This window comes from Nostoc sp. PA-18-2419, from assembly GCF_005869855.1.
Taxonomy (GTDB): domain Bacteria; phylum Cyanobacteriota; class Cyanobacteriia; order Cyanobacteriales; family Nostocaceae; genus Nostoc.
Genome location: NZ_SZNH01000021.1, coordinates 14,432 through 39,970, shown reverse-complemented (window position 1 = coordinate 39,970; position 25,539 = coordinate 14,432). Strand labels below are relative to the sequence as shown.

At 42.1% G+C, this 25,539-nt stretch carries 24 protein-coding genes and 1 pseudogene; 10 read left to right on the top strand and 15 right to left on the bottom strand.

The genetic code is table 11. The features are described from left to right. Nucleotides 1-221: 221 nt before the first annotated feature. The 7 genes and pseudogenes from phoU to FCR06_RS20510 all read right to left on the bottom strand — a co-directional run bounded on the left by phoU (nt 222) and on the right by FCR06_RS20510 (nt 6,122). Nucleotides 222-890 carry a phosphate signaling complex protein PhoU gene (gene phoU / locus FCR06_RS20540; RefSeq protein WP_138503004.1) on the bottom strand — a complete coding sequence of 223 codons (669 nt, stop codon included), beginning with the start codon at nt 888-890 and terminating at the stop codon, nt 222-224. A gap of 29 nt (nt 891-919) precedes the next feature. Then, nucleotides 920-2,245, bottom strand: coding sequence for a sensor histidine kinase (locus FCR06_RS20535; protein ID WP_138503002.1), 1,326 nt, complete (start codon nt 2,243-2,245; stop codon nt 920-922). 53 nt (nt 2,246-2,298) lie between these two features. Next, entirely contained in the window at nt 2,299-3,051 is a 753-nt protein-coding gene (locus FCR06_RS20530) for a winged helix-turn-helix domain-containing protein (RefSeq protein ID WP_138503001.1), read from the bottom strand. 675 nt (nt 3,052-3,726) lie between these two features. Next, a pseudogene (locus tag FCR06_RS20525) lies at nt 3,727-4,373 on the bottom strand (Uma2 family endonuclease). 290 nt (nt 4,374-4,663) lie between these two features. Further along, entirely contained in the window at nt 4,664-5,437 is a 774-nt protein-coding gene (gene hisA / locus FCR06_RS20520) for a 1-(5-phosphoribosyl)-5-[(5-phosphoribosylamino)methylideneamino]imidazole-4-carboxamide isomerase (protein WP_138502999.1), read from the bottom strand. A 59-nt stretch (nt 5,438-5,496) separates the two neighbouring features. Then, complete coding sequence (locus tag FCR06_RS20515) at nt 5,497-5,790, bottom strand: DUF3593 domain-containing protein (RefSeq protein ID WP_138502997.1); 294 nt, start codon at nt 5,788-5,790, stop codon at nt 5,497-5,499. Further along, on the bottom strand, nt 5,787-6,122 hold the full coding sequence (locus tag FCR06_RS20510; RefSeq protein WP_138502995.1) for a DUF2499 domain-containing protein: 336 nt from the start codon (nt 6,120-6,122) through the stop codon (nt 5,787-5,789). The genes FCR06_RS20515 and FCR06_RS20510 overlap by 4 nt, the downstream gene beginning before the upstream one ends. Before the next feature lie 177 nt (nt 6,123-6,299). Between FCR06_RS20510 and csaB the strand changes: the two genes are divergently transcribed. Continuing rightward, nucleotides 6,300-7,337: a polysaccharide pyruvyl transferase CsaB gene (csaB, locus tag FCR06_RS20505; protein WP_138503158.1), complete on the top strand. Its 1,038-nt coding sequence runs from the start codon at nt 6,300-6,302 to the stop codon at nt 7,335-7,337. Between the two features lie 59 nt (nt 7,338-7,396). On the opposite strand, the gene pgeF is transcribed toward csaB, so the two are convergent. Beyond that, on the bottom strand, nt 7,397-8,173 hold the full coding sequence (gene pgeF / locus FCR06_RS20500) for a peptidoglycan editing factor PgeF (protein WP_138502994.1): 777 nt from the start codon (nt 8,171-8,173) through the stop codon (nt 7,397-7,399). Nucleotides 8,174-8,252: 79 nt separating this feature from the next. Here pgeF and FCR06_RS20495 point away from each other — a divergent pair, with 79 nt between their 5' ends. Both FCR06_RS20495 and FCR06_RS20490 read left to right on the top strand, forming a co-directional pair. Continuing rightward, complete coding sequence (locus FCR06_RS20495) at nt 8,253-9,071, top strand: biotin--[acetyl-CoA-carboxylase] ligase (RefSeq protein WP_138502992.1); 819 nt, start codon at nt 8,253-8,255, stop codon at nt 9,069-9,071. Nucleotides 9,072-9,161: 90 nt separating this feature from the next. Then, nucleotides 9,162-10,721 carry a M23 family metallopeptidase gene (locus FCR06_RS20490; protein ID WP_138502990.1) on the top strand — a complete coding sequence of 520 codons (1,560 nt, stop codon included), beginning with the start codon at nt 9,162-9,164 and terminating at the stop codon, nt 10,719-10,721. Nucleotides 10,722-10,797: 76 nt separating this feature from the next. On the opposite strand, the gene FCR06_RS20485 is transcribed toward FCR06_RS20490, so the two are convergent. Next, nucleotides 10,798-11,478 carry a riboflavin synthase gene (locus tag FCR06_RS20485; protein ID WP_138502988.1) on the bottom strand — a complete coding sequence of 227 codons (681 nt, stop codon included), beginning with the start codon at nt 11,476-11,478 and terminating at the stop codon, nt 10,798-10,800. Nucleotides 11,479-11,819: 341 nt separating this feature from the next. Here FCR06_RS20485 and FCR06_RS20480 point away from each other — a divergent pair, with 341 nt between their 5' ends. The 4 genes from FCR06_RS20480 (at nt 11,820) to FCR06_RS20465 (ending at nt 16,255) form a co-directional block, all read left to right on the top strand. After that, complete coding sequence (locus FCR06_RS20480) at nt 11,820-12,317, top strand: bifunctional nuclease family protein (RefSeq protein ID WP_138502986.1); 498 nt, start codon at nt 11,820-11,822, stop codon at nt 12,315-12,317. An 88-nt stretch (nt 12,318-12,405) separates the two neighbouring features. After that, nucleotides 12,406-13,536, top strand: coding sequence for an aldo/keto reductase (locus FCR06_RS20475; protein WP_138503156.1), 1,131 nt, complete (start codon nt 12,406-12,408; stop codon nt 13,534-13,536). Nucleotides 13,537-13,633: 97 nt separating this feature from the next. Beyond that, nucleotides 13,634-15,439, top strand: coding sequence for an ABC transporter ATP-binding protein (locus FCR06_RS20470; RefSeq protein ID WP_138502984.1), 1,806 nt, complete (start codon nt 13,634-13,636; stop codon nt 15,437-15,439). A 198-nt stretch (nt 15,440-15,637) separates the two neighbouring features. Further along, nucleotides 15,638-16,255, top strand: coding sequence for a Uma2 family endonuclease (locus FCR06_RS20465; protein WP_138502982.1), 618 nt, complete (start codon nt 15,638-15,640; stop codon nt 16,253-16,255). 7 nt (nt 16,256-16,262) lie between these two features. Here FCR06_RS20465 and FCR06_RS20460 read toward each other — a convergent pair whose 3' ends face one another. Then, nucleotides 16,263-16,538: a type II toxin-antitoxin system HicB family antitoxin gene (locus FCR06_RS20460; RefSeq protein WP_138502980.1), complete on the bottom strand. Its 276-nt coding sequence runs from the start codon at nt 16,536-16,538 to the stop codon at nt 16,263-16,265. 51 nt (nt 16,539-16,589) lie between these two features. On the opposite strand from FCR06_RS20460, the gene FCR06_RS20455 reads away from it, so the two are divergent. After that, nucleotides 16,590-19,133 (top strand): U32 family peptidase, encoded by a 2,544-nt coding sequence (locus FCR06_RS20455; RefSeq protein ID WP_138502978.1) that lies wholly within the window; start codon nt 16,590-16,592, stop codon nt 19,131-19,133. Here FCR06_RS20455 and FCR06_RS20450 read toward each other — a convergent pair whose 3' ends face one another. Both FCR06_RS20450 and FCR06_RS20445 read right to left on the bottom strand, forming a co-directional pair. Beyond that, nucleotides 19,134-19,751, bottom strand: a complete 618-nt coding sequence (locus tag FCR06_RS20450) for a Uma2 family endonuclease (protein ID WP_138502976.1) — start codon at nt 19,749-19,751, stop codon at nt 19,134-19,136. Nucleotides 19,752-20,050: 299 nt separating this feature from the next. Then, the gene (locus FCR06_RS20445) at nt 20,051-20,938 is read right to left on the bottom strand and encodes a LysR family transcriptional regulator (RefSeq protein WP_138502974.1); all 888 of its coding nucleotides are present in this window, start codon (nt 20,936-20,938) and stop codon (nt 20,051-20,053) included. 156 nt (nt 20,939-21,094) lie between these two features. Here FCR06_RS20445 and FCR06_RS20440 point away from each other — a divergent pair, with 156 nt between their 5' ends. Together FCR06_RS20440 and FCR06_RS20435 are read left to right on the top strand one after the other, a co-directional pair. After that, nucleotides 21,095-21,871: a class I SAM-dependent methyltransferase gene (locus FCR06_RS20440; RefSeq protein ID WP_138502973.1), complete on the top strand. Its 777-nt coding sequence runs from the start codon at nt 21,095-21,097 to the stop codon at nt 21,869-21,871. Between the two features lie 208 nt (nt 21,872-22,079). Beyond that, entirely contained in the window at nt 22,080-22,592 is a 513-nt protein-coding gene (locus tag FCR06_RS20435) for a hypothetical protein (RefSeq protein WP_138503154.1), read from the top strand. Nucleotides 22,593-22,912: 320 nt separating this feature from the next. Here FCR06_RS20435 and FCR06_RS20430 read toward each other — a convergent pair whose 3' ends face one another. The 3 genes from FCR06_RS20430 to FCR06_RS20420 form a co-directional block, all read right to left on the bottom strand. Continuing rightward, nucleotides 22,913-24,376 carry a protein kinase domain-containing protein gene (locus FCR06_RS20430; RefSeq protein ID WP_138502972.1) on the bottom strand — a complete coding sequence of 488 codons (1,464 nt, stop codon included), beginning with the start codon at nt 24,374-24,376 and terminating at the stop codon, nt 22,913-22,915. Nucleotides 24,377-24,423: 47 nt separating this feature from the next. Further along, a complete protein-coding gene (locus tag FCR06_RS20425) occupies nt 24,424-24,969 on the bottom strand; it encodes a GIY-YIG nuclease family protein (RefSeq protein WP_138502970.1) in 546 nt (181 codons plus the stop codon). Between the two features lie 69 nt (nt 24,970-25,038). Continuing rightward, on the bottom strand, nt 25,039-25,368 hold the full coding sequence (locus FCR06_RS20420) for a hypothetical protein (RefSeq protein WP_138502968.1): 330 nt from the start codon (nt 25,366-25,368) through the stop codon (nt 25,039-25,041). Nucleotides 25,369-25,539 lie beyond the last annotated feature (171 nt).

Genomic DNA, 25,539 nt, shown 5'->3' with positions numbered 1-25,539 from the left:
GAATTATTTCTTCGTGTTCTTTACTTTAAAAAAAGAAAGTAGAAAGTAGGATATATTTATTTTTTATTCTCAGTTTTGGGATTTTCTGATATGGCTACGGCTATAATTGACTGTCTTGGAAACTTCCGATCCAACCAAGCTTTATCAGTCAACCGCGAACAGTTATCAGTTATCAAGATAAATCTGATAACTGATAAGTGGTAATTGTTCGCTGATTAGATTTAAGAGCGTTGACCAGTGACGATATATGCAACCCTTTGACCGATATTAGTCGCATGATCGGCCATACGTTCCAAACAACGAATCGCCAGTGCCAACAGTACAATTGGCTCAACAACGCCTGGTACGTCGCGTTGTTGAGCTAAAGTCTGATAAACGCGATCATAAGCATCATCTACAGTATCATCCAAGTGCTTTAAACCTCGTCCACCTGCTTCATCAAAATCTGCTAAAGCCACTAAGCTAGTTGCTAACATTGCTTGAGCGTGACGGGACATAACTTCAATCTCTGGTAAAGACATATGAGGCGCATAGGGAAAGATTTTAATTGCAATCTCAGCTAAATCCTTAGCATAATCACCAATGCGCTCTAAGTCTCGCACTAGCTGCATAAAAGCACTCAAGCAACGCAAATCTTGTGCTGTAGGTGATTGCAACGTCATAATTGCTGTACAGTCTGATTCTATTTGTCTATAAAAACGATCAATTTTTTTATCTAACCGGGGAAGTTCCTCCGCTGCTGCTAAGTTACGAGCAAATAACGCTTGGTGGCTGAGGCGAAATGATTGTTCTACCAAAGCTCCCATGCGTAATACATCCCGTTCTAAACGCCTAATAGCGCGTGCCAGTTGGGGTCTCTGAGGATTGGGACTGTAACGGACAGCTTTCACACTTGTAATCTCAAACGTGAAGATATTTTTTAACTATAGTCTTGGCTTAAAGAGTTTGCCATGACTTGAGGAAATTGAATTTGCATCCAAGCTCCACCTGTTTCTGGATGGTTCATCGCTTTGATTGAACCGCCGTGAGCCAGAAGAATTTGTTGAACGATCGCTAACCCTAAACCATTGCCAACAATCGCCCCTATAGAATTATTATCCTGCTGCGAATGGGTTCTAGCTTTATCTCCCCGATAAAATCGCTCGAAAACGTGGGGTAAATCTGCTTGGGAAAAACCTAACCCAGAATCAATAAGATTTATTTCGACAGATGAGAAACTAGCATTGCCGCCATTATTACTCATCGATAGAATTTTTGCCTGGACGTGAACGCAAGTAGAAGGAAGACTATACTTAATGCTATTGTCCAGCAAGTTGAGAAAAACCTGGTGGATGCGGGCTGGGTCTGCTTTAATCCAAAGATTTTCTGGCCCCGAATAACTCAGAGACAGATTTTGCCGTTGTACTAGAGGTTCTAGATTTTCCCAAACAGATGCAATTAGCGATCGCAATTCTACAGCTTCGGTTTGCAATTGGATGTTGGGGTTGGTTTCCATTTGGGTGAGTTCTAACCAGCTTTGCACCAAGTTAATCAGCCGATCAACTTCTTGCATCAGACGGTTAACCCAGCGATTTAAAGGTGGTTCCAAACGGTTTTGTAAAGTTTCTACAACTAAACGAATCGAAGTCAACGGCGTTCTGAGTTCGTGTGCTAAATCAGAAAAAGAGCGATCGCGTGCTTGATTTATATCCAATAGGGGTTGACGATTTTCTAGAAACACTCCTACTTGTCCATCGGGTAAAGGCAAGCTAGAAGCCCGCAAAGTTAAAGATTTTACTGTTTGTATCTCTGCTGCACTATCACAAGATGGATGAAACACCCACTCCTTTGTCTGTGGTTTTTGGTAATCACGAGTTTGCTCAATTAAGCGATCAAGTTCATAAGACCGTACTAACTCCAGCAGCAACCGTACTTGTCCTGGTTGCCACCTTTGCAGATATAAAATTTCCTGTGCCTGCTGATTGCACCACAGCAGTTGATTTTCTTCATCTACCTGTAAATATCCCACTGGTGCAAATTCCAGCAAGTCTTGGTAAGTTTGCAGCGACTGTTGTAAATCTTGTCGCTGCTCTTTCAAGAGCATAATTTCCTGCCGTAACCCAGGAATTAGTAGCAGTCCCACTTTGTGAAAATGTGGGGTTAACGGTTGGAGTACGCGCCTCAGGTAGCGGTTAAGTTGAACCTGTTGCCAAACCCAAAACCCAATGCCTACCGCTAAACCCAGAAAAAATCCCAATAAGAGCATTTGAGTTGTTAGTTTTTTGATGATTACTCAAAACTAACAACTATCTAAACTAATTATCCAAACCTATAGCCAAAACCTCGTACAGTCACAATATATTCTGGATGGCTAGGGTCTTGCTCTAATTTTTCACGCAGCCAACGAATGTGAACGTCTACGGTTTTACTATCCCCTACAAAATCTGGACCCCAAACCTGGTCTAGCAATTGTTCACGCGACCACACCCGACGGGCGTAACTCATAAACAGTTCCAGCAGGCGAAACTCTTTGGGGGAAAGACTTACCTCTTGACCACGAACCAGTACGCGACATTCTTGAGGATTTAAGGTTACATCCTTAAATTTCAATACCGGTAGCTGTGGCAAAGTACTTAAGCGCTGACGCCGCAGTAAAGCACGACAGCGAGCCACTAACTCCCGCATACTAAAGGGTTTAGTGAGGTAGTCATCTGCTCCTACTTCCAAACCTAAAACGCGGTCGGTTTCGCTACCCTTAGCACTGAGCATTAAAATTGGTACTGGGTTTCCTTGGTGACGTAGCAAACGGCAAATATCTAAACCATTGATCTGAGGCAGCATCAAATCAAGAACGATTAAGTCAAAGGGAAGTTCCCCTGAGTTGGTTTCAAAACTTTTGAGATACTCAACAGCAGACCGCCCATCGGGCGCAGTTATCACCCCGTAACCCTCTTCTTCCAGGGCTACAGCTACCATTTCCTGGATTAGTTCTTCATCTTCTACTACCAAAATCCGGCTGGTTTGTCCAATGTCCGTTCTGGCAGAGTATTTGGTCGATTCACTGGTATACATTGATATCACAAAAGTCTAGGACTGTGGTTGTATCAATTAGGATGATTACATCTATTATCTAGCCTAAGTGCAACCGCGCTTCTACTAAGGTCAATTCTTTTAGATTTCCTTTACAAAAAGTTACATAGGCCACAGCGCTCTACTTTGATTATAAAACGCTGTGGCTGGGAGCGCTTATAGTCTTTAGTTAGTAGCTATAAATCTTTAAATTTTTAAATAGCTGCAATATTTTCTTGACAACACCAAATACAGTTTTTATTCAGTTTTCTTTGGTCTTTTGATGTCTGGGGGAGGTTGTAGTTTCTTCTTTGTTCCGTTAGCCTGTGCTTGATTCAACGCTTGGTTGGAATGTTGCTCTTGATTAGCCATAATATTTAATTTTTAAATTTAGTACCATTTAATCTACATTACGGGTATTGTCGATTACAGAAATATTTGAAAAAAATTTAAATTTATTGAAAAAAGTTAGTAGATAATCTTGCCTTTGTAGTCAGCTTAACTTTTAATAAAACAGGTACAAATCTTAATATATGAGTTAGTGCTCGCTGGCTATAGCAAATAGGTAATCTAATATCATATTGCCTAAGGCAGATTCATATTTTCAATCAGCAACACCTAAATTTCGTTCTACCCAATCTATATCGAGGGATATTTAACCAAACTTGATATTTCTTACTATGCTATTGCTTCACGCACCCACTGCCTAAATGCTCGTCGTGCTGTACTAGATCCTTGTGTTAGGCTGAGTTGCAAAAACTGCAATATTCCCTCAATTACAGGTAACTTTTCAAATGTGGGACTAGTTTTCATCTCAATATATTCTGCTTGATTTAAGACAAATACTCGCAACTTGCCATTTCCGTAACACCAAACTCAGGTATGCCCAAGGCCACATAAGCACTAAGCTGAGTCTTTGAGGTAACATCGATTTCAATTACTAAATCTGGTGGTGGATCTACCAACAAATCTAATCGTCGCTTGCCAATAATTTGGCCAGCATTTTGGATATAAAAACAGGTATCCGGTTCTACACCTGCTGCCATTTGCGATCGCTTCAGTGTTGTCGAGCCGTAAGGTTCCCAATCAAGTTGTAACTCATCAAGTAGGATTTTAACCATATCACCAATTAATTCTTTGTCTACTTCATGTTCTGGTGAAGGCATCCGAATCTCTAACAGCCCTTGATAGTAAGCAACTCGTGTAGCACGATGTTCTCCAAGTTCCTCTAGAATTGCTTCAAACTCTGCCCAACTAATCTCGCGCAATATCAAGCACTGGCCTGGTTGAACTTCGGTTTGGCGCAGTTGCAATGTAACAACCATCTCATCCCCCGTAGTGTTGATTGTTTAGCTAGAACAAATAGCCAGACTAGTTAAGACAGACAACACTGTACTCAAAAGGACGAGTCAGTGTGTGTAGCCCTCTTTTGTCACTTTCCGAGTAACCAATCTTTGAAAGCTATATCAGTCGGTCAATACAGGCTTTACTATTAGAAAAAAATAGGTCTTGTATTTGTTATTAGAAAATAATCGAGCGATCGCCTGGTAGATAAAAGCTCTAGAATTCACAAATGGCAAATGTTTTCGGAGAGTGACAGAACAGGGGTAGTTTGTCAAGCAAAGCTAGAGAAACCGAAATTGGGGGGTATATCCTGAATCCGTCCAGGGCCGATCGCTCGCAATGCTTCTTTGAGTAAAATATCCCCAGTGTACAAGGCACGTCCGACAATCACACCAGTTACGCCTTGTGGTTCTAACGCCAGCAAACTTAACAAATCGGTAACGGAACTAACTCCACCAGAAGCGATTACTGGTATGGAAATTGCCGCAGCTAGTTCTCGCAAAGCTTCTAAATTCGGGCCTATAAGTGTACCATCACGGTGGATATCGGTGTAAATAATAGCTGCTGCACCTAATTCTTGCATTCTCACAGCCAGTTGGGTTGCTAAAACTTCTGAAGTTTCTAACCAGCCGCGAGTTGCTACGTAGCCATTACGGGCGTCAATACCGATAATAATTTGTTTGGGAAATTCTTCACACAGTTGTTGCACTAGTTGGGGTTGTTCTACAGCGATGGTGCCGAGAATTGCCCACTGTACGCCCAAATTAAACACTTGTTGAACGCTGGTGCGATCGCGCAATCCTCCACCAATTTCAATTGGCACCGATACCACTTGAGCGATCGCCTCTATTGCTCGAAGATTTACTACTTTACCTGCTTTTGCACCATCTAAATCGACCACGTGCAATCTGGTAGCACCCTGTTCAACCCACTGTTTAGCAACATCAGCCGGGTCTTCACTAAAAACTTGCGAGCGATCGTAGTCTCCCTGATACAATCGCACGCAACGACCTTCTAGTAAATCTATTGCTGGAATTACATCCATTTACTTGTTCCTCATAACTTAATGCAATCAAACACTAGCTATAGCTGGGTTTGGTATCTTTAATGTTTAATTTTTAATTGTTTGATTGCTTGCCAAAAACCTAGCACAATCAAAATGTTAGAAAGGGTCAAAAATACTTCTGCACTGCCGTGCAACCAATCTACATTTGCTAAAGACTCTCCATAATGCACTTGCGCGTAAATTCCTGCTGGAATAGTGACGGCAACAAATACAAGAGTGCCGTAAAATCCGTATAGAGCAAAACGCGGCATTTGCGGACTGCGGCTGAGAAACCACAAGAAACCCAAATAGGGAAACAGAGAAAGGGCAAACAGGGTTCCTTTAGACATCATTGCTCTGATTTGATAGGTTTTGGTTCAACAGTATTAGCAGGCTTGGTAGAACGCCAAATCAAATATGCTGCTGCCCAAAGTGTAAAATTACCAACTAAGGTCATGGTAGCTTGAAGCGTTACCAGCCATTCCAAAGATTCGGCGTTATCGAAATAATGCCAGGTGCAAGCACACATGGCGCTGACCAAAGCTGGTAACATGGCAAGGGACAATCCCCACCAATTGCGGTTACCAGTGAGTTCGCCGTAAGTCCAGATTAACCAAATGGCGACAATCCACTCAATAACGCTAGAAATATGAATAATCCAGGTGGGAATTGAAAGGGCGTGCATAACAAGTCAAAAGTTAAAAGTCAAAAGGTAAGAATAATTTAGTTCTCTTGTCTTTCCATAACATCATCTTCCCATAAGAAAATTTATCTGTTGTTGGTAGGATGGCTAACATCTGATCAATTTTTAAGAAAAGTTGATCATCTAAAATCCTTTTATCCAAAATTTTAAATGGCAAAGATGCGGGCGTTGTTGTCTGGATATTACGGTAAAGGTAATGGTGGTGACGAAGCTTTATTGGCAACGCTTTTGCAAATGTTACCACCTGATGTGACGCCTGTAGTGCTTTCGGGCAATCCAAACCAAACCCGCGATCGCCACAATGTAGAAACCTATGATCGCATGGCTGCCTTACCTGTACTGCAAGCTTTGCGCTCTTGTGATGCCTTGATTTGGGGTGGTGGGAGTATCATTCAAGATGTTACCAGTGCCATCAGCCCACTTTATTATGGCGGACTAATGGCGTTGGCGCAGAAAATGAATTTGAAAACTGTTGCTTGGGCGCAGGGTATCGGCCCTTTGCTGCGTCCGCAAACTCGCTGGTTGGCACGGCAAACCTTTGGTAATTGTACCAAAATCAGTGTCCGCGATCGCGCCAGTGCTGCTTTGTTATCTGATTGGCAAATTCCTTGTATTATAGCTCCAGACCCAGTTTGGGCATTGGAATCTCAACCAGTCCCAGGACTTTGGGATTTACCTGCGCCCAGAGTTGCAATAACATTGCGATCGCATCCCCAACTTACACAAACACGCCTAGCAAACTTAACTCGTGCTTTAGTAGATTTTCAAAAAGCTACGCAAGCTTTCATTTTATTACTGCCGTTTCAAAAAAGTGAAGATTTAACTATTGCTGAAGCTATTCAACCACATCTCAAAGATGTTAGCAAAATTTTGTATCTGGAAGATCCGCAACTTTTGAAAGGCGTGTTTCGCGGTGTGGAAATGGCAATTGGAATGCGCTTGCACAGCTTAATTATGGCTGCTGCTGAAGGTTGTCGCTGCTTTGCTCTCAGTTACGATCCAAAAGTAAATCGTCTTATGGAAGAATTGGCAATACCTGGGTGGGATTTAGCAACTTTACCAGATGACCCAAATTTAATTAGTCTGACTTGGATAGAGCATTATGCCAATGGCGATCCTTTATCACCTGAGCAAATACAATCTTTAGTAGATAGAGCATTAATGCATCGTGAAGTTTTGTATAGCGCATTAACTTGACTAAAAGTCAAGAAATTTTATTTCCTGTTGCAGCTTTACTCGATTGATAAAAATATAGGCTATTGACTAGTTTTAGCACTGACAATCCCTGACCACTGGACTTTTTTCTCTTGTTCGCGGCGGTAAGAAAAGAAATGCTCTGGAGTTTGGAAAGTACAATAAGGAGCGATCGCAATTTGTTCTCCACTAATTCCCAAACTTTCTAGTTGTAAAGCATTTATCCGCCGGACATCTAGCCTGACCTTTTCTGGATTGGGGTCTGCTAATAAAGGTGAATTGGGTAGCTGATGTAATGCTTGGACAATTTTTTGTTCTTCATTATGTGGTATGATACTGGCTCCGATTTCGGCAGCTACATCAACAGAAACCTGGTAAACTTCACCAGCGATCGCCGGCCCCATCGCCACACGTAAATCATCGAGTTGACTGCCTTGGGATTGTAATCGAGCGATCGCTTGGGGGACAATCTTCTTGGCAGTACCCCGCCATCCAGCGTGTACTGCTGCCACTTGTCCGGTTTTCACATCCCCAATCAGCACGGGCGTACAATCTGCACTAGCGACCCAGATAGCTTGTAGCGGCTGTTCGCTAATTAAACCATCTGCGGATGCTAAACCATCCTCAAGAGTACTCTTAGCAATTTCTTGGGGGGTGAGAACAGTATTGCCATGTACCTGCTTTAAACGATAGACTGATGCCTCCGGTTGGAGTACTAGTGTGAGATCTTGTGGCGATCGCGGCCAAAACTGCTGGGTAAAGAAACCGTGATCCCAATCCAGAATACTACACCTCAGATAGGGCAGTCCTTCCCAATTACACCAGTACCATGTGTGCATCGTTAACCAAACCTAAACAGAAAATCTACTCATCAGCCAATTAATGCTAACTTGAACAACGCTATTTGGGTTAACTGCTGTGGTATTTGATTTGCAAAATTTAGAAGCAGCTTTAAAAGCGGCACGTAAACATCCATATTTACCATTCGATCTGCATTTTTTTGAAAGCGTCTCTTCAACCAACCAAACCCTTTGGGACATGTTAAGCCTTGGGGCTAATTCGGGAACAGTAGTAATTGCAACTTCACAGACTGCTGGACGGGGACAATGGGGACGCCAATGGATTTCTCCTACTGGGGGATTGTATCTTTCGCTAGCAATTTCTTTCGACCAAAAAATAGCAGCTACCGACAGTTACCAGTTAACTTTTGCTAGTGCTTGGGGAATAGCGTCTCAATTGCGCCAGCATAACGTAAATGTTGGGATAAAATGGCCCAATGATTTAATTTTAAATGGTCGCAAGCTAGGCGGCATTTTGACAGAAACCAAAGTAAACAAAGGACAAATTACGCAAGCAATAATTGGTGTTGGTATTAACTGGGCAAACCCAGTACCAGAAACTGGAATTAATCTGGAATCGTGGCAAGCTTCCCAAAATTCCAGACCAATTTATTGTTTGGAAATGCTCACCTCTACAGTTTTACTGGGAATAGAATCCGGTATGCTGTGCCTTTTCCAAGAAGGAATAAGTATACTCTTGTCTCGCTATTTAGACTTGCTTACAAACATGGGCGATAAGGTGTACGTCAATAATCTTTCGGGTACTATAGTCGGGGTGACTCCTCAAGGAAATTTACGAGTTGATTTAGAAACTTATGGCACAAAAGAACTAATCACACCGGAAATTTATATTCAACCCGGTACAATCAGTTTGGGATACCATAAATCTTCCGTTTAAATTTGAGGTTTGTCTAAAATATAGCTCTTTGGACAAGACAAACTACTAGCATCATCTCTTTAGGCTAATTACACACAACTGAGAGAACAAATGACGCAGCGCAAAAATTCTGCCCATCATCGTTTGCACTACTTATGGCAGCGAGATGTGACAAAAAAACGTTTTGCCTCGACGCTACCAGCACAGAGTCTCTGTTGGCTAAGCAGCATCAGTCTCCTGAGCGGCGGCTTCGTGTCTGCTCAAACGGAAACACAAATAGACAATATCGTTCCTACTGTTGAAAGTTCCCAGCCAACAGTAGTTATAAATCCAGCGAAAAAACAGACTGTTACTCCTGAAGTAGCTCAAACACAGTCAGATTTTGCTCAACGGCGAGCCAGACTCAAACAGAGATTACGCAACAAGCCAGAAGTTGCTCAATCAAAAGAGCCAATCAAGCAGTCTACACCCATTGAAGCTGCTAAACCTGTTGTAATTATCAGACAGTCAAACCCCAAGTCAGAAACTTCTCAAATTGCTCCTGCAAGGGTGAGACAGCAAAAACCTAATACTCCTGCCCGCTCCTTACCTGAAAAACTCCCGGAAGTTGCTCAACCAGCAAATAACTCAAACACTACTGTTAGGGCAGCGACACAGAAAACTAAGGATTATAATAACGCCTATATTGACCCCAATAGTTATGATATCGGCGCAACAGGCACTTATCAAGCACCAAATTCCGTAATCCTCACAGAACGCTCTAGTGGTTGCCGAGCCATTTTGCCTTCAGGACAAGGCGTATCTGGTGGGGTTTGCGCTAAAGTGCCCCCAGCTGGGCGTGTAGCTAATTCTAATGGTAAATTAGCACCTAGTTGGCTCAGAAGAAGTCAAAACGCAGAGTTGGCAGTCGTTTCACCAGTGCAACAGGTTGCAACCGCTCCTAGCAATGGCAGGTGGCGTGCTGTTCAAAGTGTTTCCAACAGTGAAAGCAAGACTGCATTCCGCCCGAATCGGTTTATTCCTAACCCCAGTGAATTCAGCACTACGAAGGTGAGTGCAACTCCCATTGCACCCAGCGGTGGTACTTTACCGCCACCAATGGCAGATGGCAACGTTGCACCTCGCCCCAGCACCGTAGCTTATGACTTCTCACTAGCCTCAGTATTGCCACAAATCCCCTACAGTCCCACAATTGCCTATGGTGGAACAGGAATGATGTATCCACTGTCGATTCCTGCTCCTATCACTTCTTTGTTTGGTTGGCGAATTCATCCAATTACAGGTAACCAACGCTTTCATGCTGGTACAGACTTGGGTGCGCCTATGGGAACACCAGTTTTGGCTGCTGCTCCTGGAACCGTAGAAACTGCTAACTGGGTTGGTGGTTATGGTTTAACCGTTATCCTTAATCACAAATCTGCTGAGCAAACTCTCTACGGCCACATGTCAGAAATCTTTGTTCAACCCGGTCAATGGGTACAAGCAGGGACTATGATCGGGCGAGTTGGGAGTACAGGGAACTCTACAGGGCCTCACCTGCACTTTGAAGTCCGCCACTTAACACCGAACGGGTGGGTTGCTGCTGACCCAGGCGCGGATTTACAAAGCGCCCTCAGCCAGTTAGTCCGAAGCTTGCAGACTGCTCAGGTCAGCCAGCAACCAGGAAGTTAACTAGGGACTGGGAGAGATGAGGGAGAGAGAATTCCTAACTCCCTGTTTGGCTAATGCGCCATTCCCCATTTTTAAATTACAAATACCCGTGTTCTACTAAGAATGCGGGTGTAATGTCGTTTATACTATTGTTATCAGGGTCTGTGGTGTGTGGCTTGCCTGAATGGAAGAATTTTTCCACATATTTGCCAAGAATATCTCCTTCTAGATTTACTAAACTACCAGCAGCCAAATAACGAAGATTTGTCTCAGCATAAGTAAGGGGGATAACAGCCACCTTAAATTGCGAAAATTCTGGCTCATATGCGGCTACTGTMAGGCTGATGCCATTGACGGCAATGCTACCTTTGGGGACAATGTAGCGTGCGATCGCCTCTGATGCACTAAAAGTCATTTCCCAAGAACTAGCCGTTTGTTCTGCCACTAGCAATCGTCCGATGCCGTCTACGTGACCCATGACAAAATGACCGCCCACTTTGCTGCCAACTTTGAGCGACGCTTCTAAATTGACATATTTCTGCTGGGTTTGCTCACCTCCTAAAGTGGTGCGGCGCAGCGTTTCCGGTGAAGCAGTGGCGATAAACCCATCTTTTAAAACTTTTTCTACTGTCAAACAAACGCCATCTACCGCCACACTGTCACCATAAGCCAAATCTTGCATCATGACTTCAATTGACTGGCTAACACAAGTAATTTGCCAAGAATCGCCCCCTAAGGGTTTCATCGTTCCTAATGCTTGGATTAATCCTGTAAACACGACTTTTTTGCCAAACTAACTCTATTTATTGCCTAATTTTGACTGAAATTAATTAGTAATTGTCACAAAGATTGTGAATATCTTAGTATATTTTCTGACTTTTTTTTATATAAGGAATATTAACACATTAGCATCCTTCACAAGGCATACTTGGGTAAGAAGCTTATTGTTTAAGTAGACCCATTTGATTTACTCTGGTGTTCACCACAAGTTCGGAGTTTAATAGAAGCAATTATAGAGAACGAATGCTTATGTTTATTACTGTCGCCAAACCACCCAAAAAAGGGTACTATTTGTTACACAGCATCCAAAGCTCTCAACAAATTGTAGAGGCTTAGCCAATGATTGAAATGAAAGTCGCTGGCATAGCATTAGATGCCATAACCCGTAGCCCGATCGTCCTTTTGAAAGATTCTTCTGATCGGCGGGCTTTGCCAATTTATATTGGTCAAGAACAAGCCAGGGCAATTATGGGCGCACTGGAGAATCAGAAGCCTCCTAGACCCTTAACCCACGATTTGATGGTGAATCTTCTAGAGACTTGGAACATGACTCTAGAGAAGGTGATTATTCATTCCCTGCAAAAGGATACATTTTATGCAGCCTTAATTGTCCAGCAAGGCGAGGTCAAAAAGGAAATTGACGCCCGTCCTAGCGATGCGATCGCCATTGCGCTGCGTACAAATACCCCAATTTGGGTAATGGAAGAAGTCATCGCTGATGCTTCTATTCCTGTTGACCGCGATGCAGATGAAGCCGAACAGCAAGCCTTCCGTGAATTTATTTCCAATCTTCGTCCTGAGGATTTGATCAAGCGCTTTGGTAATGGCGACAGCTAAGTTATGAGTTAAGAGTTATTTTGATTCAACTCCTAACTCTTGTACAGACGCGATTAATCGCGTCTCCAAACTTCTAACTCTGTTGATGATGCAATACCGACGCTTTGGGAAAACAAATTTACGCCTCTCGGTTTTTTCCTTAGGAACAATGCGCTACCTAGCTGATTTTGAAAATGCTCAGCAAACCATCGAACAAGCCTTAGCCTTAGGAATTAATCATCTAGAAACTGCCAGAGGTTACGGCAAAAGTCAGGAATATCTTGGTCAGGCACTAAAAGCTGGTCTATCAGTACCCCGAACAAGGCTGCACTTCACTACCAAAATTCCAGCCACAGMAGATGTTGACACCATGCGTCGGTGCATCGATGAATCGTTAGAACAATTACAAATAGATTATCTAGATTGCTTAGGCATTCATGGCTTGAACACTTGGCAACATTTAGAGTGGGTGCAAGCCAAAAATGGTTGTATGCAAGCTGTAGAAGAAGCTGTTGCTGATGGTCGAGTGCGACACGTTGGTTTTTCCACCCACGGCTCGTTAGAGCTAATTCAGGCAGCTATAAATACAGATTTTTTTGAATTTGTTAATCTGCATTATTACTATTTTTTCCAACGCCACGCCTCAGCAATTCAACTAGCAGCCCAAAAGGATATGGGGATTTTCATTATTTCCCCTGCCGATAAGGGAGGACGCCTCTACACACCACCCCAAACTCTAAAAGACCTGTGTCAGCCGTATTCACCCTTAGAATTAAACTATCGATTTTTACTAGCAGATAACCGTATTACTACTTTGAGTATCGGGGCAGCCAATCCAGAAGAATTAATCGAACCTTTGCAAGTTGCTGACCGAGATAATCAACTCACACCAGAAGAAATTTTTGCATTTGAGCGATTAGAAAATCATCAAAAAATTGCTTTAGGAATCGATAAGTGTAGCCAATGTTATGCTTGTTTGCCTTGCCCAGAAAATATCAATATTCCAGAGATATTACGGTTAAGAAACCTGGCATTAGCATACGAGATGACAGACTATGGACAATATCGTTACGGAATGTTTGAAAATGCCGGTCACTGGTTCCCCGGAATGAAAGCTAACCGCTGTACAGAATGCGGCGACTGTTTACCAAGATGTCCAGAAAAATTAGATATTCCAGCTTTATTGGCAGATACTCACCAGAGATTAAATGGCAAACCAGGTAGGAGATTGTGGGGATAAAGATGTAAAATTTATTAAGATTAATATAGAGTTACAAAAAATCGCTGCACCAGGGGTATCTCGTCCAAAGAAAGATGAAAATTAAAAAAAAAGAAGTATTCTACGCCAATCACTGAAGGTTTTCCGGTATAGTGGACGGGCTGTAAGCTTAGTATGGACTACTAGCCGATCGCTGACTATTTTTCTGGCTAGTTTAACTTTAGTAGCTGGTCTTTTACCGGCGGCGATATCCTACCTCGGTAAGTTGATTGTTGATGCGGTGGTATTTGCCTCTCAAGTTAATTCAAACAGCAATAGTGTCAATATTTATCACCCATTATTGTATGTAGGATTAGAAGCGATCGCTGTAATTTTACTAGCAGGTAGTCAGCGAGGAATCGTCATTTGTCAGTCGTTATTGCGGGCGCTACTGGGTCAACGAGTAAATGTACTAATTTTAGAAAAGGCGCTGACACTGGATCTTAGGCAGTTTGAAGACTCAGAATTTTATGACAAATTGACCAATGCCCGACGAGAAGCATCGGTTCGTCCCCTTTCTTTAGTAAACCGCACCTTTGGGTTAGTGCAAAGTGCCCTTTCTCTATTCACCTACGGTATTTTGCTAGTAAATTTCTCCGTTTGGGCAGTGGTGGTGCTGATTTTGGCAGCCATGCCTGTATTTATTGCAGAAACAAAGTTTGCTGGAGAAGCCTTTCGCTTGTTTAGTTGGCGTGCGCCAGAAACTCGTCAACAGCACTATCTAGAAAATCTGCTAGCAAGAGAAGATTTTGTCACAGAAGTCAAACTCTATCAGCTAGGAGAGATGCTACTAGAACGTTACCGCCACCTATTCGATCTACTTTATGAGGAAGACCGGGATTTGACTCTGCGGCGAGGATTGTGGGGATATCTCCTAAGTTTACTCAGTACTGGTGCTTTTTACCTAGCTTACGCTTGGATTGTGCTGGAAACAGTGCTAGGTAAGATTTCCTTGGGAGATATGACAATGTATCTGACTGTGTTTCGCCAAGGACAGTCTACTTTTTCCAATGCCCTTACTTCTATTGGAGGGATGTATGAGGACAATTTATATCTATCAAACCTCTATGATTTCTTGGAAGAAGAAGTACCAAAGTCTTGGGGTAAAGCAACCATTGGTTTAAATTCCCAAGATGGTATTCGTTTTGAGAACGTCTCATTTACTTATCCAGGAAGTTCCAAGCCAGCGTTAAAAAACATTTCGCTGCATTTAAAACCTAGAGAGAAACTAGCAATTGTCGGCGAAAACGGTTCTGGTAAGACTACTTTAATCAAACTACTTACCCGACTCTACACTCCTGACTCGGGGCGAATTTTCTTAGATGGTTTGGACTTGCAGGAATGGGACGCAGATGTGCTGCGGCGTCGCATTGGTGTGATTTTTCAGAACTTTGTCCGCTATCAGTTCACTGTGGGTGAGAATATTGGCGTCGGTGATGTAGAACATCTCGAAAGCAATACCCGTTGGCAAACTGCTGCCGAAAAAGGCATGGCTCAATCTTTTATTGACCAATTACCCCAGAACTTCCAGACTCAACTTGGTCGTTGGTTTAAGGGAGGACAAGAACTTTCTGGAGGACAGTGGCAGAAAATTGCCTTGTCTCGTGCTTTTATGCGATCGCAAGCAGATATCTTGGTGTTAGACGAACCAACATCAGCAATAGATGCCCAAGCTGAGTTTGAGATTTTCAATCATTTTCGCGCTATTACCCAAAATCAGATGGTACTTTTGATTTCCCATCGCTTCTCCACAGTACGAATGGCTGACAAAATCCTGGTTATAGAAAACGGCGAAGTTATAGAACAAGGAACTCACGAAGAATTATTACAGGCAGGAGGACGTTACGCTAAATTGTTTTCGTTACAAGCAGCTGGTTATCAATAGAAAAAGGGGCTACCAGCCCTCACACCGTTTATCTGTGAAGCGAGTTTTTTAATAAATCCAAATAGCTGCGCCTACGCTCACTTTGTACAAAGCACATAACACCTCTATCTAACCACGTTAAACTGTTCGGTAAAGATGCGTGAAATCTCTTTAGTGTCGGACGCTTCATACCATTAAAAATTACTACTCAATAGAACTATGCAAATAATACAACAGCGATACTATACCCCAGAGGAATATTTAGAGCTAGAAGAAGCTGCTGATTACAAAAGTGAATACATTGACGGGCAAATAATTCCTATGGTGCGTGGAACTATAAATCACAATCAAATAGCACTTAACTTAAGTACTGAGTTGAATTTTGCATTTAAAAAGCAGAATTACCGGATTTTTATGAGTGATGTTCGTCTGTGGATACACCAAAAGCATACCTACACCTATCCAGATGTAATGATTCTGGCAGGTGAACCGGAGTATTTCAACAACCGGAGCGATATAATTGTCAATCCGCAGATTATTGTGGAAGTTTTATCAAAATCTACCAAAGGCTATGATCGCGAAGATAAATTTGAGGCTTACCGGACAATTTCTACCTTCCAAGAATATCTATTAATTGACCAAACTCGGATTCATGTAGATCAATTTTCTCAAACTGGGAAAAAGCAATGGACGCTTCGTGAATATGACGAAGAAGATGAAGCGATCGCACTTGTAACCGTCCCATTTGAAATTTCTCTACAAGATTTATACAACAAAGTGAAGTTTGAGCCTGTAGAGTCAGAAGGGGAAAGTGCTGATATTGAGGGATTGGGGTAAGGTGCGATTACCCTACTTGTGCAAAGCATCTTAAAAAGATTGAAGCTACTTTTAATGGTTTATGAGGAAAAGTAATTGGCTCTGGTAAAGCTTTTCCTTGCTCTTTATACCATTCAATCAGAGACTCAATCACCTCTTGCCCGTGTTTAGCGGCTTCTTCATAAGTCTTGCCATAAGTATGGAATTGCTGCCAAGGGAATTCCGGTAAGTGTACTAAGTAGCAATTATCTTCATCTGACCATTGAATTACCATACTATAGTGATCGCCTCCCTTCCCCACCATCCCCCAATAACTTCGATAAAATCACTATGGTGCTACTTAACCCCAAGTCTAATGAAAAGCGATATCTCCGATGGGCTACGCCCTTCTTCCCCACCTTCTCTTCAACGTCCTGAACTACTTGCGCCAGCAGGTAACTGGGAATGTGCGAAAGCTGCTGTAGAAAATGGGGCAGACGCGATTTACTTCGGTTTGAATCGCTTCAACGCTAGAATGCGGGCAGAAAATTTTACTGAGGCAGACTTGCCCCAATTGATGACATTTCTGCACCGTCGGGGCGTAAAGGGTTATGTCACTGTCAACACACTAATATTTCCTAAAGAACTAGCACAAGCGCAACAATATCTCCGCACAATTATTGCAGCAGGTGTAGATGCGGTGATTGTTCAAGATATTGGTATATGCCGTCTCATCCGTCACCTCTCGCCCGATTTGCCCATCCATGCTTCCACCCAAATGACGATTACCAGTGCGGCTGGAGTGGAATTTGCCAAGTCTCTCGGCTGTCAATTGGTGGTGCTGGCGCGTGAATGTTCTCTCAAAGAAATCAATAAAATTCAGCAGCAGATTGTCCACCAAGATGCTTCCTTACCCCTAGAGGTTTTTGTTCACGGTGCTTTGTGCGTGGCGTATTCCGGTCAGTGTTTGACTAGTGAGGCTTTAGGCGGACGTTCTGCTAACCGAGGTGAATGTGCCCAAGCTTGCCGGATGCCCTACGAGTTAATCGCTGATGGGAAAGTTGTGAATTTAAAAGAACGCAAATACTTACTCAGTCCTCAAGACCTAGCAGGATTAGAAGTGCTGCCAGATTTAGTGAAATCAGGTGTAACTTGTCTGAAGATTGAAGGTCGTTTGAAAGCCCCTGAGTATGTTGCTAATGTTACCCATGTATATCGCCAAGCTTTGGATAGAGTGATGGAGGAATTAGACGCGGGGAAAGTGGTACAACAAATTTGTGCTTCTCAAGAACACTACAACCTGGAGATGGCATTTTCTCGTGGACTGTATACAGGGTGGTTTGGTGGGATTAATAATCAGCAATTAGTTCATGCCCGTTTTGGTAAAAAACGCGGTGTTTATCTCGGTGAAGTGACTCGCATTCACAATGAACAGATAGCAGTCAAACTAGAAGCACCCGTCAAACCGGGAGATGGAATTGTTTTTGACTACGGTCATCCAGAGGCGAAGGAAGAAGGCGGTCGGGTTTATGGTGTAGTGTCCAAAGGTAAGGAAACTCTGCTGACGTTTGGTAGAAGTGATTTGAACTTACGTCGGGTGCATGTAGGCGATAAGGTTTGGAAAACTAGTGACCCGGAACTCGATAAACAACTGCGTCAGAGTTTTGCTGGAGAAAATCCCCAATTCCAACGTCCGATTGACTTGGAGATTTATGGAGAAGTTGGTCAGCCATTGATAGCGATCGCGAGCGATGAACTCGGTAATATTGTACAAGTAGAGTCTGCAATTTCACTGGTGGAGGCGCATACCAAACCGCTAGATACAGAACGTTTGCAAGAACAATTCGGTCGTCTCGGTAATACACCTTTCTGTTTGGGAGAGCTAACCAACCATCTGAGTGATACTGTTATGCTGCCCGTAAGTGAGTTAAACCGGATGCGGCGAGATATAGTGGCGCAGTTGGAAGAATTGCGGAGTCAACCCAAGCGTTGGGAATTACGTTCTAATATCTGTTTCCAAGATTTACTCCCCTCCTCATCTGCGTTATCCCTCTCATCTCCTTCACTCATAGTTCTAGTACGAAACTTCAAGCAACTCCAAGCCGCCCTCAAAGCTGGTATTGAGACACTTTACTGTGAATTTGAAGACCCTCGCACCTACCGAGAAGCAGTACAGCTAGTACATCAACAAAGACAACAATCCCTACTCCCCACTATTTGGGTAGCACCACCCCGAATTACTAAACCGGGAGAAAACTGGATTTTACAGCAAGTACGTGCTTCAAAGGCAGATGGATATCTGATACGCAACTATGACCAATTGCAATTCTTTGCCCAAGACCGTTGTATCGGAGATTTTTCGCTTAATGTTGCCAACTCTTTAACGGCAGACTACTTTCAGCAGCGCTATAGTTTGGAGCGGCTAACAGCATCCTATGACTTAAATATTAGCCAACTTGAAGACCTGCTCACCAGTTGTCCACCTCAGTGGTTTGAGGTGACAATTCATCAGCATATGCCGATGTTTCACATGGAACATTGTGTATTTTGTGCCTTTCTTTCAACAGGAACAGATTACACAAACTGTGGACGACCTTGTGAAAAGCATGAAGTGAAATTAAAAGACCGTGTAGGTAGCGAACACGTTCTAAAAGCAGATGTTGGCTGTCGTAATACTGTATTTAACGGTACTGCTCAGACGGGAGCCGAGTATGTACAGCGTCTCATAGAACTGGGATTACGTCACTTCCGGATTGAGTTTGTGAATGAGAAAGCAGAACAAGTGACTAAAACAATACATTGCTATCGTCAACTACTCCAAGGTGAAATCACAGGTTCCCAACTGTGGCGAGAGTTGAAGTTGCAAAATCAATTGGGCGTAACTCGTGGGCCAATGGGAGTATCTGCATTGCGGTCATAATTAATTTTCTAAACGCCCAGCTTGAAAAATTTGTTCAGCGGTCAAGTTTAATTCTGGAAATGTAGGAGATATAATCTGGTCATTATGCCGAAACAGATTAACTTGATACTCTCCATCCACCAAATAATAAACGGAAATAGTCGGTTGTTTGGGATTACCTATATATCTTCTACCGCCCAAAGCTAAATAATCAATAATCCAGTATTCAGGAACGCCAAAAGTTTCGTAGTCAACCAGCTTGGATGCATAATCATCCCTCCAATTAGTACTGACAACTTCAATAACTAAGGGAACCGATGCAGCTTGAATAACCGTTGAGGATTTTTTCCACATTGGTTCTGACAAAAGATTCTTTTGATTTATCACTACAACATCAGGCGAATAACCTGATTCTTTATCAGGAACTTTGACTAATGCTTGTTTGGGTATGAGATATGGAAGACTTAGCCGTTCAAATTCGACGTTTAATTTTTTAGCTAAAAAACCATTAATCTCTTCATGGTCTCCTACTGGCTGCATTTCAACAATTACCCCATCGTGTAGTTCATAACATCCGCCATCTGGTTTCCAATTTAGGAATTCTTCAAAAGTAATTGTTTTCGGTAAGGCTTGAAACATTACACTTACTCCTGATGATGATTCAGAGTTTAGCAAAATTACTTGCTATTACTCACTTGACCCTCATAACCCCGACTTTTTCAATAAGTCAGGGTACTAAATTAAGTACAGTCATTTGGGATTGAAATCAATACCTACTTCTATTCTGACTCGTAATCAAATGGCTCTGAATAATGCTGAGTACAAAGATTTTCGTATAGGTCAAGATATTATCAACTTTGCTGGGAAAATGGATTTCTTAGATAAGTTGACTGATAGAAAGTAAACTATATCGAATTTCTTAACGAGACACCCTATGTTCATAATTGCTTTGCAACTTGTCTGACTATCTCCACAAACTTCAGCACAGTTGGGGATGTCTCGTTTTTTCGCAAAATCATCGCAATACCCACTTTTGGTGTAGATTCTTGTACAGTTTTATAAACTACCCCAGTTCGTTGGAGATTTTGCAAAGATGCTGGCACGATCGCCACACCCATCTCAGCTGCAACTAGGCTAACTATCGTTTGCATCTGGATAGCTTCCTGGGCAACATTGGGACTAAAGCCTGCTTGTTGGCAAAGACTAATGATTAAGTCGTAAAGTCCTGGTGCTAATATCCTGGGAAATAAAATAAACGGTTCATTGGCAAGCGATGTCAAACACACATCAGACTCATTAGCTAGCAAATGTGCTTCAGGTAATGCCACCATTAGCGACTCTTGAAAAATTATTTCCCAACTAAATCTATTTTCTTCGACAGGTGGACGCACAAACCCTACATCCATTCGACCTTCTGGCAACCACTCTAACTGTTGATCTKTAGTTAGTTCGTGTAATTCTAAGCTCACACCAGGAACTAAACTACGAAAGGTTCGCAGAATAGTTGGCAAGATATTATAGGCAGCAGAACTCACAAAGCCAACCACTAACTGTCCAATTTCGCCCCGACTGGTTTGCTGCCCAACTTGGATTGCTTGTTGTAATTGCCTGAAAATTTGCTGGACTTCACCGAGAAACACTTGTCCCGCTTCTGTTAACTGCACATTTCGTTTCGTGCGATGAAACAGTTCAAAACCTAATTCCCCTTCTAGCTGCCGAATTTGTTGACTCAAGGGAGGTTGGGCAATATGTAAGCGTTCTGCTGCCCGCCCAAAGTGCAGTTCCTCTGCCAAGATCATAAAGTAGCGCAAGTGTCGTAGTTCCATCTGTTACCTGAACTCATATCTTTAAAATATTAGTTAGGGTGAAAATATATATTGGACATGATTAAAAATCTTTTCTACTGTAGTGATTAGGCACTCATCAACCTCAAGCACATAATTGAGGATTGACAAATCAACACATTGTAATTTCGCAGTTTTATGAATAAGATTTCGACACTGAATAATAATTGGGACACATCTCTGTATGAAGATAAACACGCCTTTGTTTGGCAATATGGCGAAGACTTGTTGCAATTACTCAACCCCCAGCCAGGAGAATCGATTTTGGATCTTGGCTGTGGGACTGGACAACTCACTGACAAAATTGCCCAAACTGGCGCTCAAGTCTGGGGGATTGATAGCGCACCCGCAATGATAGAAAAGGCAAAAGAAAACTATCCCCATATCCGCTTTGATGTTGCAGATGCGACAAATTTTAAAATTGAGCAGCCGTTTGATGCTGTGTTTTCCAACGCTGTATTGCATTGGGTGAAACCAGCAGATCGGGCGATCGCTTCCATACGCCAAGCCCTAAAACCTGGAGGGCGTTTTGTTGCAGAATTTGGTGGTAAGGGGAATATACAGGCGATCGTCACAGCTTTATCCAACGCCTTAGAAGCAATTAATATTTCCGCACAAGCACTGAATCCTTGGTATTATCCCAGCATTGGTGAGTACGCTACCCTATTAGAACAGCAAGGCTTTGATGTCATCTACAGCATCCTATTTGCTCGTCCAACTCCTTTAACACAGGGAGAAGCAGGGATGGCAAACTGGATTCGGATGTTCGCCAGCAGTTTTTTAGCAGGACTTCCTAATGAGCAACAAATACAAGTAATTCGCGTCGTAGAGGAATATCTGAAGCCAACACTGTATCAACAGGGAACTTGGCAGGCAGACTATCGAAGAATTCGCATCGTTGCTATTAAAATTTAAATTGTGCGAATATTGATTCGCACATTAATTATGAATTACGTAGCTTGCTACTCGCCTCTGGCGAGTATTACGAATTACGAATTACGAATTAGTATCACTTATGGATATACCTAAATTCTGCACAGACGCCTTGGCATACTCCTACCGAGAAGCAAGCTACGCGAAGCGTCTTTGTCAGAAGAAGCCTCTCGTAGAGAAGCGGCTTGTCGTGAGACATCACCAAACATCTTTTTTATTACTACTAACTATTAGCCTGACTGCTTTACTAACCACGCCTTTACTAGCACAAACACTCCCAATTCCCTCGCCTTCTAGTGCGCCTTTAGAACTAGATTTATTAACCAATCCAAAAGACTATGTAATTACAGCTAACACCATTAATCCAACACAATTAACTGTTCCTAGTTTCTGGTGGGCACAACAAAATTCTGAGGAAAAGCTATTGGATAATTGGATTGCATATCCTGCTTTTGCAAAAGAACCTGCTCGAGTAGATTTAATAGTAAATCAGCAAATTTGGAGCTTATTAGACTATGTACAGCGCTATGATTTTGTGAATCGTTTAGGTAGCACTGGACGAAACTTTGGTTACAATGTTCGGGTATTCAATTATCAAAAAGAATCTTTAGCAACCTACACTTGTAACTTTAGTATCAGTCCAGCTTTATGCAGTATCCAGATGGGTAATCAGAACAAGATAGGGTTAGGGGGTTCTTTGTAGAGAGTCAGGAGAAAAGTGTCATATTATGTCCGGTTGAATACTTATGATATCTGTGAGGGTCGGTAATAGGTAATGGGTAATGGGTAATTAATAGACCTTCAATTCCTAATTACCAAAAAGACCAACATATTATAAGTAATTAGCCGAACTTGATATCACTAGCTTTGCGTCAACTTATGCGCCGACTGGCTACACCTTCTCCCCAGTTGCAAGCACAAATTCAACAGCTTTCCAGTAGTTAAGTGAAAGCACTTGGTGAAGCTTTTTAGATTTTTCTACTATCTAAGATTTAGTAGTTTGGTTACAAGCGCATCAGTAATTTATTTTTTAAAATATCTCAAGCCGTAACGGTCTTGATATTTACTGATATAGTTTACATTCTGTTGCTCTAACTTTGAAAGCAATTTAGGTGAAAATTCTTTTGGTGAATATATAGGACGATACCAAGATTGGTTATTAAAGTAATCTTGTAATTCAGGTGTATCAAAACGACGACCGTGGCTAGCAAATATTGAATTTCGCATAATATCTAATTCAAAACCGCTTTTACCGTCTAAATCTGCATCAGTTACAGGTTTTTGAGAAAGCCAAAAATAAGTATTAACACTGGTGTTATCGGCTGGCGTTATTAATGGAGTGGGAGTTGGTGTAGATTGAGTAGGAATAGATGGAGTCGTTGGTGTAAATGTAGGAGTTTGGATCGCCGGACTGGAAATAGTTGACGGTGTTTGTGAAGGTAATACTGTTTTGTCTGCTGTCGATTGAGAAGATTTTGTCAGCATTTGACCAATAATTACAGCTGCACCGATTAATCCACCTGCAATTAAACTACCGATGAGGATATTATTCTGACTCTTATTTGGTGGGTTTAGCTGTGGCTGAACGGGGACTGTGTGAAGCGCTGGTGCAGATACTACAGTTGCTTGAGTCAAGACGGGTTGCGTTGGGGGAATTGGATTTGCTATGCTCTGCAAAGCATCTAGCATTGCTCTAGCTGTGGGATAGCGATCGCGTGGATGATAAGCGATGGCGCGATCAATTATTTCTGCCATCATTTGGCTAATATGACTAGCATACTGTCGCCAAACAATTTCACCAGTCCGGGAATCTGTCTCTAGTTGTTGTCCTACTCTCCCAGTCAGTAAATAAATTACTGTCATTCCCAAACTGTATAAATCACTCGAATAAACTGGTCTACCTGCGGCTTGTTCGCTGGGCATATACCCAGGTGTCCCAATTACAATCGAACTAGTAGGATTGCCTTGGGAATTGACTACGGTTCCCATTGATTCCCGCACAGCACCAAAATCAATTAGTACCGATTTCCCGTCGCGATAACGCACGATGATGTTATCGGGTTTGATATCGCGGTGAACGATATTTTTCGAGTGGACGTAATCCAGGACGGGTAAGATATTCATGAATAATTCCTGGATGGCCACTTCACTAAATAGTCCTTGCTTTTGGACTTTCGCGGTTAGGGTATCACCTTCAACCCACTCCTGAACTAAGTAAAATTCCCCGCCTGAAGAGAAGTAAGCATACAATGCCGGAATCTGGTCATTTGCGCCACCAAGTTCTTCTAAAATAGCTGCTTCCCGTTGAAACCTGTCTTGGACTAGCTGATAAATCTGGGGGTTGTTCTGAATTGGTCTTAGCCGTTTGACCACACAACGGCGCTTTGAGGGCATATAGGTATCTTCTGCTAAGTAGGTTTCACCAAACCCACCAGCACCCAATGTGCGGATAACTTGATAGCGATCATTTAATAGCTGTGTTGTCATAGCAGATTACCAGCAATATTCATAAGATAGTTTTCCCAAAACTACCTTCATTTCAAATCCAGTAACCCTTGTTCTTTCAATTTAGGATTAAAGCGAACTTCTAGTTGCAAACCACGCGCTTCTAATTCTTTGGAAATTTCTGCTTCTACTCGCCGTGCCACATTTTTAATAATTTTTATTTGTGTTAATTCATCATTAACTGGATTTTGATAATTTGCCTGTTCTTCGGGTGTCATTACTATTTTCACATTAATGGGATTAGTCCATTTTTCCTTGTTATCCCCATTTCCGGTTGGCACACTGCCATTTTCAGCAATCCAAGCATTTTCAATATTTTCTAAAACTGTGCGGCTGGGGCGTTCAATAGTTTGAACTTTCACCCAATAACATTGTTGCGGTTGACGTACTAAATGCTGCTTGAGGCTAAGATAAACATCACGGGAATATCCCACAAATTGCAGCGTTTTTTCTCGGTCAAAGATAGCATATACGCCGATTTTGCCTTGAAATTGTTCGGGTAGTTGACCGCGATCGCCAATGTAATGATTGAATTCTAAGCTTGTTAAAGCAGGAGTATTTGTTTGAGTATTCATAAACTAAATTTAAAAGTTATTATTGCCTGTAAATTAAAAATTACTGATTAAATAAAAGTTTCTTCTAAATTAAGTATTATCAAATTTTTGATAAATAGCACAAAGGCGACTAGGTTGAAAAATCTTAGCACTAAACATAAAGTTTGGTGGTACGTTGATGATGGCGTATTCATCAGATTCATGATACTTTTCAAATTCTGCCGGCATTCCTTTAGTGGTAGTTAAGCTATAAGGAACTGGCTGGAAGAGTAATTCTGTAAATTCAACTTTTTTACACTGTAATTGTTGGCATATTTGGTTTAAAAAAGCTTCACTCGTTAATAATTTAGATAAAGTTTCTTTTGCTTGTGATTCGAGAGTGAAACTGGCATCAAAGTTCTGGACGATTTTAAAACGCATTTTCTTTATAGATACTTATTAACAACTCAGTGATGATAAAGGTTAGGCAACATTTTGCACATGGTAATCCAAAATACTGACCACAAAGCCTACTTTTTTATTAGTTGAGCTTTGTGAAAAATCACGACTTTAACATTAGCCTATTAGATTGTGCGACTTCTGTCAGCTAAA